The sequence below is a fragment of the Corallococcus sp. bb12-1 genome, assembly GCF_026626765.1.
GTDB classification, from domain to species: domain Bacteria; phylum Myxococcota; class Myxococcia; order Myxococcales; family Myxococcaceae; genus Corallococcus; species Corallococcus terminator.
This window is the reverse complement of record NZ_JAPNJZ010000021.1, coordinates 95,147-107,577: the sequence shown is the minus strand read 5'-3', so window position 1 is coordinate 107,577 and position 12,431 is coordinate 95,147. Positions and strand designations below refer to the sequence as shown.

The 12,431-nt window shown below is 70.2% G+C and carries 12 protein-coding genes; 4 read left to right on the top strand and 8 right to left on the bottom strand.

Going from position 1 to position 12,431, the window contains the following annotated elements; genetic code table 11:
- Positions 1-15: 15 nt before the first annotated feature.
- Entirely contained in the window at positions 16-537 is a 522-nt protein-coding gene (locus tag OV208_RS26445; RefSeq protein WP_267576677.1) for a hypothetical protein, read from the bottom strand.
- A 161-nt stretch (positions 538-698) separates the two neighbouring features.
- Here OV208_RS26445 and OV208_RS26440 point away from each other — a divergent pair, with 161 nt between their 5' ends.
- Entirely contained in the window at positions 699-2,003 is a 1,305-nt protein-coding gene (locus OV208_RS26440) for a DUF4105 domain-containing protein (RefSeq protein WP_267576676.1), read from the top strand.
- Here OV208_RS26440 and OV208_RS26435 read toward each other — a convergent pair.
- Complete coding sequence (locus tag OV208_RS26435; RefSeq protein WP_267576675.1) at positions 1,953-3,284, bottom strand: ATP-binding protein; 1,332 nt, start codon at positions 3,282-3,284, stop codon at positions 1,953-1,955. The two genes, OV208_RS26440 and OV208_RS26435, sit on opposite strands and share 51 nt — an antisense overlap.
- A gap of 28 nt (positions 3,285-3,312) precedes the next feature.
- Between OV208_RS26435 and OV208_RS26430 the strand changes: the two genes are divergently transcribed.
- Positions 3,313-3,858 carry a response regulator gene (locus OV208_RS26430; protein ID WP_267576674.1) on the top strand — a complete coding sequence of 182 codons (546 nt, stop codon included), beginning with the start codon at positions 3,313-3,315 and terminating at the stop codon, positions 3,856-3,858.
- 243 nt (positions 3,859-4,101) lie between these two features.
- On the opposite strand, the gene OV208_RS26425 is transcribed toward OV208_RS26430, so the two are convergent.
- Together OV208_RS26425 and OV208_RS26420 are read right to left on the bottom strand one after the other, a co-directional pair.
- The gene (locus OV208_RS26425; protein WP_267576673.1) at positions 4,102-5,400 is read right to left on the bottom strand and encodes an acetamidase/formamidase family protein; all 1,299 of its coding nucleotides are present in this window, start codon (positions 5,398-5,400) and stop codon (positions 4,102-4,104) included.
- Positions 5,401-5,427: 27 nt separating this feature from the next.
- Positions 5,428-8,499 (bottom strand): aminotransferase class I/II-fold pyridoxal phosphate-dependent enzyme, encoded by a 3,072-nt coding sequence (locus OV208_RS26420; RefSeq protein ID WP_267576672.1) that lies wholly within the window; start codon positions 8,497-8,499, stop codon positions 5,428-5,430.
- A 142-nt stretch (positions 8,500-8,641) separates the two neighbouring features.
- On the opposite strand from OV208_RS26420, the gene OV208_RS26415 reads away from it, so the two are divergent.
- Both OV208_RS26415 and OV208_RS26410 read left to right on the top strand, forming a co-directional pair.
- The gene (locus OV208_RS26415) at positions 8,642-8,851 is read left to right on the top strand and encodes a hypothetical protein (RefSeq protein WP_267576671.1); all 210 of its coding nucleotides are present in this window, start codon (positions 8,642-8,644) and stop codon (positions 8,849-8,851) included.
- Between the two features lie 103 nt (positions 8,852-8,954).
- A complete protein-coding gene (locus OV208_RS26410) occupies positions 8,955-9,482 on the top strand; it encodes a YbhB/YbcL family Raf kinase inhibitor-like protein (RefSeq protein ID WP_267576670.1) in 528 nt (175 codons plus the stop codon).
- 26 nt (positions 9,483-9,508) lie between these two features.
- Here the strand turns inward: OV208_RS26410 and OV208_RS26405 are convergent, their stop codons facing one another.
- The 4 genes from OV208_RS26405 to OV208_RS26390 all read right to left on the bottom strand — a co-directional run bounded on the left by OV208_RS26405 (position 9,509) and on the right by OV208_RS26390 (position 12,428).
- On the bottom strand, positions 9,509-9,961 hold the full coding sequence (locus OV208_RS26405) for an RrF2 family transcriptional regulator (RefSeq protein WP_120540573.1): 453 nt from the start codon (positions 9,959-9,961) through the stop codon (positions 9,509-9,511).
- A gap of 2 nt (positions 9,962-9,963) precedes the next feature.
- Positions 9,964-10,959 (bottom strand): FAD-binding oxidoreductase, encoded by a 996-nt coding sequence (locus OV208_RS26400; protein WP_267576669.1) that lies wholly within the window; start codon positions 10,957-10,959, stop codon positions 9,964-9,966.
- A gap of 19 nt (positions 10,960-10,978) precedes the next feature.
- A complete protein-coding gene (locus OV208_RS26395) occupies positions 10,979-11,344 on the bottom strand; it encodes a group I truncated hemoglobin (protein ID WP_267576668.1) in 366 nt (121 codons plus the stop codon).
- 148 nt (positions 11,345-11,492) lie between these two features.
- Complete coding sequence (locus tag OV208_RS26390) at positions 11,493-12,428, bottom strand: DUF6999 family protein (protein ID WP_267576667.1); 936 nt, start codon at positions 12,426-12,428, stop codon at positions 11,493-11,495.
- Positions 12,429-12,431 lie beyond the last annotated feature (3 nt).

Sequence of the window (12,431 nt, the reverse complement as noted above, 5' to 3'; positions counted from 1 at the left end):
CGGGCGAGCTGCTCTCTAGAACGCGTTGACCCAGCGGGTGTTGGTGTCGCTCTGGAAGCGGTGCAGGGGGCTGCCGGCCTGGCTGACCAGGATGACGTTGGAGCCGTCCGCCATGCGGGCCGTCACCGTGATGGCGTTCATGTTCCAGTTGTCGCCCGTGGAGAAGATGTCCGGCTGGCCGGAGGTGAACTGGATGGCGAAGTCCAGCAGCAGCCCCTGGTAGATGCCGGCCGGCGTCGCGAAGGTGACCGTCTTCGTGGAGTAGTTGGGCCACGACGCGCCGTTGTTCAGGTTGAAGCTGGTGACGAGCTGGTTGCCCGACGTGTTCGTATAGCGCAGCGAGGCCACCGCGTTGCTCGCGGTGCGCAGGTCGTCCCCGCCCGTGACGATGGTCACCGTGAGCTGCGTGATGCGGTGGGCGTCATCGATGGCGAACGCCTCACCGGGCGACAGGGTGACGACGGCCAGCGCGAGGGCGGCGACGAGGGTGGCGAAGGCGCGGCGGGAGACAGCGCCCAGGGAACGGATTCCAGTCATGACAGGCTTCTCTTTCGTGGGGTTCGGGGAGTGGGACGGACACGTCACCCGCCGCCTCCCAGAGGCGCGGGCTTCAAACACCCTGCCGGGAAGCCCCCGGCGCGCACACTGCCAATCTTCTTGCACTGCCCTGGGCGGGGTGACCGCGCGATACCGCGCGCATGGTCCGACCTCTCTGCCTGATGCTCCTCCTCGGATGGCTCGGGAGCACCTCCGCGCAAGCCGCGCTGCCCCCGGGATTTGGCAGGCATCCCGAAGACCTGCGCGTGAAGCTGGTGACGTTCGGTCCGGGCCAGGAGGCGCACCAACTCTTCGGACACAGCGCGCTGTGGCTCGAGGACACGCGGCTTGGCACCGACGTCCTCTACAGCTACGGGATGACGACGCACGAAGGCCAGGGCAGTGCGCTTCACTTCCTCGTGCGGCATCAGCCCTTCTGGGCCGCGCGCCTGTCGGTGGCGCACACGTTCGCCACCTACCAGCGGGAGGACCGTTCCATCACCGCGCAGGAGCTGCGCCTCACCCCACGGGCACGGCGACGACTGCTGGCCCGGCTCGAACGGGACGTGAGTCCCGAGCACCGCCTCTACGCGTACCACCCCACCGACAACAACTGCGCGACGCGCGTCAGGGACGCGCTGGACGAGGCCCTGGAAGGTTCGCTCCGCGCGGCGTCCACCCTCCCCGCGCGCTTCTCCTGGCGCGAACACCTGCGGCGCCATACCCGGCACCACCCGGTCCTGGGACTGCTGCTGCTGACCTGGGTGAACGACGTCATGGACGCCCCCCGGACGCGCTGGGAAGAGGCCTTCGCGCCCCGGGAGCTGGCCCGACTGCTCGACACCGCCTCCGCGCCGGAGGGACACGGAGGGTTCGTGCTCCACCGCGTCGACGTGTCCGTGTCCAGCGCGACGCCTGTCTCCGACGAAGAGGCCAGCGCCTCCCTGCTTCGGGGCCTCTTCATCCTGGGCGCGGCCATCGCGGGCGGCGCGGTGCTGCTCTCCGTGCGGCGTGAACGCGCGGCAACACCTGGAGTCCGCATCGCCTTCGGGCTGTACACCGCGCTGTTCGGGCTGGTGTCCGGCGCGGTGGGCTGCGTGGGCCTGCTGCTGACGCGATACTCCGAACACGCGGCCCTGCGCGGCAGCGAGTCCCTGCTGCTGTTCAACCCGCTTGCGCTCGCGCTCGTTCCGCTGGGAATCGGCGTGGTGTTCGGAAGCCAGCGCGCGGAGCGGTGGACACGCACCTGCGTGGTGGGGCTCACGGGCTGCGCGCTGCTCGCGGTGGCGCTCAAGGTGCTGCCTGCCTTCGGCCAGGACCTCCGGGAGCCGCTGGCGTTGATGCTCGTCGCGCACCTGGGCTTTGGGCTGGCCTGGGGACGGACGTGGCACCGGACGCCTGGCGCGGCTGAAGGCTCAGCCTCCGGAAGGCAGCAGCACGTCCACCCGGGCGCCACCTCCCGGTAGGCTGGAGGCGAGCAGGGAGCCGCCGCTCGCCTCGACCAGCCCTCCCACCAGGAGCATCCCCAGTCCTGAACCGTCCCGCTTGGTCGTGCCGCCCCAGGGGCGCGCGCCCTCCAGCAGCCCCTCGCGAAAGCCGGGACCGTCATCACTCACGCGCAGCCGGATGAGCAGGGGATTCCCATCCGGCTCCACGCTCACCCGCACCGTGCGGGCGCCTCGCAGCCCATCGCCTTCGCAGGCATTCACGAGCAGATTGGTCACCACATGGGACAGGCCCCGCTCACCGCCGACGATGCGGGCGCGGGGTGCCGGGCCTCGTGGCGTGTCGGGCGCCTCCGTCCCGACGACGATGTGGACGTGGGCAAAGCGCGACCGGACGATGTCCGCCGCGTGGTGCAGCGTGGCGCCAACATCCACCAGCTCCGCTTCGTCGATCATCGCCAGCTCGCCCAGCGTGCGCGACTTCACGCTGGACACGAAGTCCCCCAGCTCGCGCAGGTCCTGCACGAGCGCCTGGGCGTAGCGCGAACACGCGGCGCTGGCAGGGTCCCGGACGAGGAGGTCCGCGCGCAGCCGCGCCGAGGACAGCAACGTCCTCACGTCATGGTGCTCCCGCAGGAGCAGGTCCAGGTGCCGGCGGGTCCTCTCCACGCGAGCGCTCTCACATCCCGCCTTGAGCACCATCCGCCGGGCGACGTCACAGACCATGGAGGCCACCACCCCCACGCTTCCGATGAAGATGAAGAGCAGCGCCACCTCCGACAGGCCGTAGGTGACGAAGCGGGCGTTGAGGTGGAAGTCCAGCGCGACGAGTCCTCCCATGAGCAGCAGGTTCGCGCCGGTGCCCGCCCAGGCGGCCCGGGGAGACAGGCGCAGCGCGGTGATGAACACGACCGCGATGGCGGCGGACGGGTCGGGCATGCGCAACAGCCCCGTGTAGTGGGGGCCGTGCCACACCAGCGTGGACAACAGCGAGGCTTGGGCGAACACCGCGTCCAGCACGGCGGAGGCGACCAGCAGGCGGGGACCGAACAGGCGCCGCCGGGCGGCCCACCTCGCGATCGCGGACGCTCCGATGGCGAAGCCCAGCACGGGCAGTTGCACCAGCGCCGCCGGAATCCCTCCCTCCGCGTGGATGCCGCCCAGCATCAGGAACCGCGTCAGCACCAGCCCGCAGAACACCATGCGCACCGTGCTCACCCACGCCTCACCGTCATTGGAGGCGTCCGCCAGGACACGGTGGGCAATCTGTTCCGGCGTGGCCGGCGGAGGGTGCTCAGACATCGGTGTTAGGTTTCCAGGGGTGGGCCGCGTGCGACATCTCTTGCTGGTGGAGGACTCGGAGCGGCTGGCGGCGGTGCTGGAGGACGCGCTGCGCTCCCACGCCGAGCACATCACCCACGTGACGACGCTGGCCGCGGCCCGGCGGGTGTTGAAGGAGCGGCCCCCGGACGCCGTGCTGTTGGACGTCAGCCTTCCGGACGGCACCAGCGACACGCTGCTGGAGGACCTGCAGGCCGTGGAGCCCCTGCCGCATGTCATCGCCATCAGCGGCAATGCCACCGCCGAACAGGCCTTCCGGCTGGCCTCCGGGGGTGTGCGGGCCTTCCTCCCCAAGCCCCTGGACCTGGCACGGCTGGAGGCGGTTTGGACACGGACGCTGGCGCGGCCTCCCGACCTGGTGCACGCGCTGCGAGCGAGCGCCGGGCAGGTGCCGCTGCACCAGTTGGAGGGCGTCGTCCGGAACACGCTGGTGGACGAGGCCCTGGCGAAATCCGAGGGCAGTGTGCGCGGCGCGGCGAAGCTGCTGCGCATCTCGCGGCAGTTGCTCCAGCACATCCTCAACGCCCGGAAGTGACGCCACGAGGCCCGGCATCGGCCTGTCTCCCTTCCGCTTGCTCCAGGCGCACTCCGCGCCCGTTCCCGGCGATCCAGGAGCCCGTTCACCTCTTCAAGCGCCGTACCAGCGGACCCGGGGCGACGCGGAGGCCGCGCGTCCCTCGGGCCACACGGGCACGACGGAGGTAGAGGCTCAGCGCTCGTGGGCTGGCAGGCCACAAAAGCGAGCACCCGCGTGGACCGGGAGGCAACAGGGCGCGGCCTACCTCCCGACGGGGAGCAGCTTCGCGAGTCGCGCCTTCTCCAGCTTCGCGACGACGCCCACGCTGCGCCCCGCGAGGTTCGCGACGACGTACTGCACGGAGCTGCCCAGCACCTGCGCGCTCTCCGACAGGGTGAGGCCGTACTCCTGCTCCAGCCACTGCGTGAGGCCCTGCGTCGCCGAGCGCAGCGCGTCGTCCAGGGAGCCGCCCTGCCCCAACGCCATCAGGTGCGTGGGGGACTCCACCCGGGGCGTCGAGGGAGGCGCCTTGCCGTGCACCACGTCCACGGTGAACTCGACCTCCATGGAGGTCTCCAGGGCGTACTGCGACGTTTCACCGTCGCCCTGCGCGGCATGCGCGTCCCCCAGGTAGAGCAGCGCGCCGGGCTGGGACACGGGCAGGAAGACGGTGTTGCCTTCCACCACCTCGTTGAAGTCCATGTTGCCGCCAGAGCGGCCCGTGTCGCCGGTGGAAGGAGACGCGGACCCGAACCCTGGTGCCACCGCGAGTCCACCCAGCATGGGGCGCAGCGGGACGGTGAAGTGCTTCATGCGCTCCGTCGGGGTCTCCGGGCTCGCGACGCCGCGCTCCAGATCCAGCTTCCAGCGCACGGGCTTGCCCAGCTCCGTCGCCTTCGCGGCGAGTCCCGTTGTGAGAGCCCGGCCCACGATGCTGTCCAGACTGTCCGCGAACGTCCGGTTCAATCGCAGGCGCTTGAGCCGGACGACGAGCGTGTCCCCCGGCTCCGCGGTGGCGATGAAGAAGGGACCTGTCTGCGGATTGCCGAAGAGCGCACGCGTGACGCCGTGCTCATCCATGCCGCCCGAGTCGAGCGTCGTGGTGCGCACGGTGTCTCCCGGCCAGACCGTGAGGACCGGCTCGCGGTGGGCGGAGAACTCGTTGGACCACGAGGTGGGCTTGAACTCATGCACGCGCGGTGGGCCGGCGGGGCGCACGGGAAGCAGTCGGGCCGTGAAGGAATGCGTCACGCGCGTCTTCGGGTTGTTGCTGTCCGGGTAGTCCGCGGCGCCGCGCAGCACTTCCCCGCCCACCTTGCCGCTGAAGACATACGTCTGCTTGCGCGCATCCGTGACGACGAAGCGAACGTCGTTGCCCACGCGCTCGCCCTCCAGCGAGTCTCCGTCCAGCTCGCCGGTGAGGCGCTTCCCGGCGCGCTCAAGCGTGAGCGTCTGGTACGCCGGATTGCCCCAGAGGTCGGTCGTCACCAGCCAGGACTCGGAGGCCGCGAGCACGGCCGTGGGCAGGCAGCAGAGGAGCAGGACGAGGAGTCTGGGCATGGGGGAAGAGTGTAGTCCGCGCCGCGCTCAGCGCAGCCGCTGTCCGAAGGCGCGCAGCCGGTCGCGGGCCTTGAGCAGCTTCTCCCTGGGGATGGAGAACACCGCGCGCACGCGCTCCGGGTCTCCGCACCACGCCCCGCCGTTGAGCACCACGTGGGTGTGCTCGTAGACGACGCGGGGCAGGTTCTCCGGCGTGAGCGTCACCCCGTCCACCGTGCGGCCCAGCCAGGCCGTCATGGGGGGCGCGAGGAAGAGGCCTCCCGCCTCGGTGGACTCCGCGCGGCCGTCGTCGGGCAGCGCTTCGGCGATGAGCGCGCGCTTCTCCGCGAGGTCGCGCCGCATCCTCGCCAGGAAGGCCCGGAGCGCCTTGTGTCGCGCCGGATAGAGCAGCTGTCCGTCCGGGCCCCGGGCATGGGCCGCGTACAGATACGCCGCCGCGCGCGCGGTGGGCGCGTGCAGCACGCCCGGTGCGCTGTCGCGCAGCGCGGCCACCAGGGCCCGGTCCTTCGTCGCGAGCCAGCCCACGCGCAGGCCCCCGGCCGCGAACTCCTTGGACAGTCCGCCCAGGAGCACCGTGTGCGCGCCGATGCCGGGCACCGCGCCCTCCAGCGTCACCGGGCTGTGCACCGTCTCCGCCGTGGGATTGGTGAGGTTCACCAGCCCGAAGATTTCGTCCGACACCCACAGGCAACGCTGCTCCACCACGTACGTCGCCAGCGCCATCAACTCCTCGTGGGAGAGGTAGTGGCCCGTGGGGTTCGCCGGCTGGGACATCACCACCGCGTCCGGTGCCCCGCCGCGTGAACGGCGCGTCAGCAGCGTGGCGAGCGGCCCCGACTCCACCTCACAGCCCGCCGCGAGGAACGTGGGCTCTAGCACGCCGTAGCAGGGCGAGACGAGGAACACGCGCGGCCCCCGGCCCAGCCGCTTGCGCAGCGCCACGCCCAGGTGGTGCATGAGGGGCCAGACCCCGGGGGCCACGACCACGTCCTCGGCGCTGTAGCGGGCGCCGCGCGTCTCCAGGAGGAAGGCCGCCACGGATTCGGCCAGACCCGTCTGCGTGGAATCCGCGCGCGGGGCGACTCCCGCCGCGATGAGCCCCTCCACCAGCGGCAGCGGCAGCGGGCCTTCATTCTCGCCGTAGTCCAGGCGCACGAGCTCCGGGTCGTCCTCGCGGAAGAAGCGGGGGGCGAACGCGGGCAGGGCGGACAGCCGGGCGATGCGCTGCGCGCGGGGCAGCGGCACTTCGGGTGCGCGGGGCGGCGTGGGCGGCTCCGGCTCCGCGAAGGCCATGCGGAAGGCGAGCAGTTCGGAGAAGGTGCGCTCGTAGAACCACTCCGCGAAGACGCTGATGCGCGAGTACGTCACCTCCGCGGCCACCTCCAGGTCGGCGCGCAGCGGTTCGGGCACGGGCAGCAGCAGCGTCAATTCCAGGTCCGGCCACACCGCGTTCTTGATGAGCCCGTACAGGATGACCAGGTTGGGCGCGTGCTGGGTCCTCGCGAGGAATTCGAAGAGCGTGCGCGGCTCCACTTCGCCGGTGATGTTGAAGAAGGCGCTCTCGTCCAGCACCACCCAGATGCCGCGCCGCGCGGCCTCCGCCACGATGTCGCGCAGCACCGCGAGGTTCGTGCGCTCACCGGGCTCCACCGTCAGCAGTACAGCCTTCACGTCGAAGGCGGTGAGCAGGCGGCGGATCTCCCCCAGCGCGTTGTGCGTCACCGTGGCGCGCACGCCCGCCTTGTCCAGCGCGCGGGAATAGAGCGGGTGCAGGCTGCGCGACACCAGCACCGTGTCGCCCGGGTCGCACGTGGCGAGCAGCAGCGAATAGACGGCCTGTTCGCGCTCGGGCGCGACGAACAGGGAGTCCTCCGACAGGCGCAGTCCGAAGTGGCGGTCCAGGTAGCGGGCCACCAGTCGGCGGAAGGACGCGTCTCCCGCTTCGTGCGCATAGGGCAGACGCGGCGACTGCGACAGCCGCTCCGCGAGCGCCGTGACGAAGCCGAGCTGTTCGGCGGACGCGGTGCCCAGGTCCAGCTCCTCCTGGAGCGACGCGATGCCCAGGCTGCGCAGGGCGGCGCGCAGGGCCAGCGTTTCCCGGGGCAGCGACAGGTGCGCTTCCCACACGGCCACTTCGTGCCAGATGGGCTGGCCCGACTGGAGCCAGCCGAGCGCGGTCGCGGCGCGCAGGGGCTCCGGGCTGTGGGCCTCCATGAAGAACTCGAACTCCCGTCCGGTGCGCTGCTCCAGGGAGACCAGGGGACGGATGTCCGTGTCCGCCGCCTGCATCACGCGGCGGGCCACGCGCACGCGGGTGGTGAAGCCGCGACGGGTGAACATGCGCGCGATGATGGCGCGGCCCGGACGGCCCGCGAGGTTCAGGAGCAACCGTCCGCCGGAGTGGAGCCGCTCCGGGGCTTCGTCCAGCAGCCGCGCGATGAGGCCCAGGCCGAAGTGGTCCTCGTAGACGTTCTGGAGCGAGGTGTAGTTGGACAGGTCGAGCAGGGCCTGCTCATCCGCTTGAGCGAGTTCCGCTGGCAGTTCGTCACCGCGCAGCACCTGGGGGATGCACCCGACGATGAAGTCCCAGTCGGGCTTCTGGGGCAGGCCGCGCAGCAGGTCGCTCTCCCCGAAGGACAGCCGTGACACGAGCTGTTCGTCGCCGTTGAGCCACGCATTGCAGAGGCCTACGGCGGGAGCCTGCGGATTGAGGTCCAGGCCCCGGATGCGAGAGAGGCCGGTGAACTTCGCCAGCGCGATGCAGATCCACCCGGAGCCCGCGCCCACCTCCACCAGGTGCTTGCCGGCGTACTCGTCCAGCGGGACCTTGAGCAGGCCTTCCAGGAAGGTGAAGGCCCACGCCTCGGGCGCGAAGATGGACGGCGGGATGAGCAGCTCCAGCCGCTCCTGGGAGGCCCCCACGGCGACCACCACCGACGCGAGGCGCAGCGGTGCGCCTTCGGGTTTGTCACGTGACAGCTCCGCCAGCGCCCGCAGCTCCACCAGCGCTTGGGCCCGCGTCTCCGGTTGGCTCAGCGCCTCGGCGAGCGAGCGAAGCTGGAGGAAGGCTTCACGGGGAGACGCGGGATAGGTGGCCATGGCGCGCGCGACTGTCCGGGCCCGGGTGTCCCCTGTCAACGACGGTCGCGCGACGCGCCTCGTCATCGCGAGGACACCGCATGAGGCCACACACTTTCAGTCCGCGTCCGCGCCGCGTCCCGATTCCTTAAGATGCGGCGATATGAGCCCGAAGCGACTTCCAGAACAGGTCATGGAAGCACTCCTGAACTTCCTGGCGGAAGAGCCTGATCTCCGCGTGGGACAGGCGATTGCAATCGCCGCCTCCCGGCTGACGGGGCAGTGCGATCCCTTCTCGATCGAGGATGAGAAGATGATCAAGGCCCTGCAAGAACTGACCATTGAGTACCGGGCGAGAAAGGCCTCCCGCTGATGCGCCATCCCTCCACATTGCGACAGTCGACGCACGGGTGCGCGCACATCCTGGAGCGGGTGGATATTTTCGCGTCCCCTCTTCCTCCCCTGGAGCCCACCGCATGAAGGTCAATCCCTACGACGCCCTGCCCAAGGTGCCCTCCTTCACCGTCACCAGCACCGACGTGCGCGACGGGCAGACGCTGTCCACCGCGCAGCTCAGCGGCATCTTCGGCGCGGGGGGCAAGGACGTGTCGCCGCAGCTTTCTTGGAGCGGCTTCCCGGAAGGCACCAAGAGCTTCGTCGTCACCGTCTACGACCCGGACGCGCCCACCGCGAGCGGCTTCTGGCACTGGGCCGTGGCCAACCTGCCCCGCTCCACCACCAGCCTCCCCACCGACGCGGGCTCCGAGGACGGCAAGAAGCTCCCCTCCGGCGCCTTCCAGCTTCGCAACGACGGCGGCATCGCCCGCTACATCGGCGCCGCGCCTCCGCCGGGCCATGGAGCGCATCGCTACTTCATCGTCGTGCACGCCGTGGACGTGGAGTCGCTCGACGTGCCGAAGGACGCCTCTCCCGGCCTGCTCGGCTTCAACCTCTTCAGCCACACGCTCGCGCGCGCCACGCTCGTCGGCACGTACGGACGCTGACCCTCTTCCCGGCCACGTCGGAGGCTTCAGCCTTCCGATGTGGCCGTGGGGAAGAAGAGGTCGGCCAGGCCCGGCTTGGAGCGGCGCAGCAGGTCCTCCAGCGTGTACTTGTCCAGCGTGGCCAGGAACGCGTCCCGGGCCTCCGCCAGCACGCCCTTGAGGCCGCAGGCCGGCGCGATGGGACAGGTGTTGCGCTCGCGGTCGAAGCACTCCACCAGGTGGAAGTCCGGTTCGCCCGCGCGCACCACCTTGCCCAGCCGGATGTCGCCCGGTGGCTTCGCCAGCAGCACGCCGCCGGAGCGCCCCGGCTTCACCTCCACCCAGCCCTGCTGTCCCAGGGTCTGCACCACGCGCACCAGGTGGTGCTTGGAGATGCCGTAGGCGTCCGCCATCTCCTGCGTGGACGAGGGCCGGTCAGGACGCGCGGCCAGGTACATGAGGACGCGCAGCGCGTAGTCAGCGTGAAGGGTCAGGTGCAAGGTCAGGCGGCTCCGGCGACACGCCCTGCTGGCGACGTGCTCGGCAGGAAGGCATCCGCGTGGATGTCCTTCAGCGAGAACCCCGCCAGGAAGAGCTTCTTGCGCAGGGATAGCACCCCTTCGGCGTTGCCGCAGAGGTAGGCCCGCCAGCCCGTGGGCCGCTTCGGCACGGTGGCGAGCACGAGCGCCTCCAGCGCCCCTTCCCGCACGTCCCCACCGCCGCCTGCCAGCACGGTGGGCTGGTAGTGGAGGTTCGGGTGCCACGCCGCCCATTCGCGCAACCTCTCCACGAGGTACAGGCCGGCCGGCTCCCGAGCCCCGTGGAACAGGTGGATGGGCCCGGTGTGCCCGGCTTCCAGCGCGTCCCGGACAATCCCATACAGCGGCGCGAGCCCCGTGCCCGTGCCCGCCAGCAACAACGGCGCTTCCGGCTGTCCGGGCACGTAGAAGCAGTCTCCCGCCGGGCCCTGCACCTCCACGCGCTCGCCGGGCCGCACGTCCCGGGCCAGCCAGCCACTCATGGCGCCCCCGGGAATGAGCCGCACGTGAAGCTCCAGGGTGCTCTCGCGGGGCAGGCTCGCCAGGGAGTAGCTGCGAGCGAGCCCGTCCTCGCGCACCACCGTGACGTACTGCCCTGCTCGGTAGGAGAGCGGGGACTCCGTCTCCAACCGCACCGACAGCACGTCCGGGGAGAGCGACTCCAACGCGACGATGCGCGCGGGAATGCGCAGCTCCCGGGCCCCCGCCACCTCCAGCGCCGCTCCGTCCGGCAGCCGGCACGCGCACGCGAGGAAGTAGTTGCGAGCCTGGAGCGTATCCTTGAGTCCGACCTGCGCGACCGCGGGCACGGTGCCCTCCACCGCGCGCATCAGACAGGACTGGCACGCGCCCGCCCTGCACGCGTGGGGCACGCTCACGCCCTGCCGCAGGAGGCCGTCCAGCACCGTCTCGCCAGACTCCAGCGGGTACCACGCGGCTTCGTGTTTCACCTTCGCCATGGCGTGCCCCTTTCCGGCCTCAGCGGTTCAGCACATCCGCCCGAGCCCCCTCCGCGACCGCCATCACCTTCCCCACCAGCTCCGCCGACACGCCCAGCTCTTCCAGCGTCTCCTTCAGGTGCCCCGCCACGGCGTTGAAGTGCATCTCATTCAAGCCGCGCTGGACCAGCGGCCGGTGGCCCTCGCGCATGTCCTTGCCCGAGTAGTTCGCGGGGCCCCCGCACACCATCGTCAGGAAGGCCTTCTGCTTCGCGGCCTGGCGCTCCATGTCCACGGTTTCAAAGAAGTGGCTGATGCGCTCGTCGCCCAGCACCTTCCGATAGAAGAGCTCCACCGCCGCCGCCATCGCCGGTTCTCCGCCAATCTGCTCGTACACGCTCGACATGTCGCCACTCCCCGCCCGGACCCGGGCTTAAAGATGCATCCAGAATGCATCTTTAAGGGCGAGCCCGTCAATGTGCCCTGAAGCAGCAGGGCTGCTCGGACCGATTCGGTGGGACGACGCTCGGCTCCGCGTGTCGAGGGGGGAAGGCCTACGCCGCCCCGCTCACCGGCTGTGCCGGCAGTTGGAGCGTGGGCGCCACGATGCGCGCGAGCTGCGGCATCCGCCCGTGCTTGCACTCCACCAGGAAGCCGTGGAGCAGCTCCGCGGACAGGCCGTGCAGCATCAACCGGAAGCCCGCGCGCATCGTCGTCAACGGCACCAGCGGGTGGCGGTTGTTCACCAGCGCCACCAGCCCCGGCGCCTGGAGCAGCGTCGCGACGTAGATGGCGATGGTCTCATCCAACTGCAACGAATTGCTCGCGCGCCAGAAGTCCCGGTCCGTGAGGAACAACTGATACATCGGCGTGAAGAGTTCGATGGCTGATTGCAGATCCAGGAAGTTCGTCCACCCGTTCGGCATCTCCTGGATGGGGAACTCGTCCGACACGCCACTGAAGTCCAGCTTCGCCGGCGGCGACAACGTGCGCCCCTGGTCCCTCAACGCGCGGCTCAGCCGGATGACGAAGTTGTAGAGGTTCAGGTCGTGGTTCAGGAAGATCTCATCCCGGACGTGCACCAACTCCGTCGGACGGATGGGATTCGTGGGCACGTTCAACTCCGACGCGTTCCGGGCGATGAAGTCGAGAATCTCCGAGCCCACGTGGAAGTGCCGAAGGATGAGGTAGTTGGCCTCCGGGCTCACCCACGTCTTCAGCCCCCACGCCAGCAGCCGGTGCAACAGCTTCGAGGACGTGAAGCGGTTGGGCATGAAGATCTTCAGGCACTGGAACAGGATGATGCACAGCCGCGCGATAGGCCGGATGACCGGCAGCATGAACTGCCGCGCCCGCGAACGCTGATCCACCAGCATCGCCGCCTTGGTCCGCTCGTGCATCGGCAGGCTGCGGTCCAGGAACAGCGCGACCCAGGGGTCGGGATCCCTCGGGTCATGCGGTTCGCTGTTCAGCAGTTCGACGGGATCCATGGC

What these genes read in the sequence shown, in the direction of transcription:
- OV208_RS26415 (WP_267576671.1), top strand. Translation starts at nt 8,642, where the DNA reads ATGAGCCCGAAGCGACTTCCAGAACAGGTCATGGAAGCACTCCTGAAC.
- OV208_RS26410 (WP_267576670.1), top strand. Translation starts at nt 8,955, where the DNA reads ATGAAGGTCAATCCCTACGACGCCCTGCCCAAGGTGCCCTCCTTCACC.
- OV208_RS26395 (WP_267576668.1), bottom strand. Translation starts at nt 11,344, where the DNA reads ATGTCGAGCGTGTACGAGCAGATTGGCGGAGAACCGGCGATGGCGGCG.
- OV208_RS26420 (WP_267576672.1), bottom strand. Translation starts at nt 8,499, where the DNA reads ATGGCCACCTATCCCGCGTCTCCCCGTGAAGCCTTCCTCCAGCTTCGC.
- OV208_RS26425 (WP_267576673.1), bottom strand. Translation starts at nt 5,400, where the DNA reads ATGCCCAGACTCCTCGTCCTGCTCCTCTGCTGCCTGCCCACGGCCGTG.
- OV208_RS26440 (WP_267576676.1), top strand. Translation starts at nt 699, where the DNA reads ATGGTCCGACCTCTCTGCCTGATGCTCCTCCTCGGATGGCTCGGGAGC.
- OV208_RS26400 (WP_267576669.1), bottom strand. Translation starts at nt 10,959, where the DNA reads ATGGCGAAGGTGAAACACGAAGCCGCGTGGTACCCGCTGGAGTCTGGC.
- OV208_RS26445 (WP_267576677.1), bottom strand. Translation starts at nt 537, where the DNA reads ATGACTGGAATCCGTTCCCTGGGCGCTGTCTCCCGCCGCGCCTTCGCC.
- OV208_RS26390 (WP_267576667.1), bottom strand. Translation starts at nt 12,428, where the DNA reads ATGGATCCCGTCGAACTGCTGAACAGCGAACCGCATGACCCGAGGGAT.
- OV208_RS26435 (WP_267576675.1), bottom strand. Translation starts at nt 3,284, where the DNA reads ATGTCTGAGCACCCTCCGCCGGCCACGCCGGAACAGATTGCCCACCGT.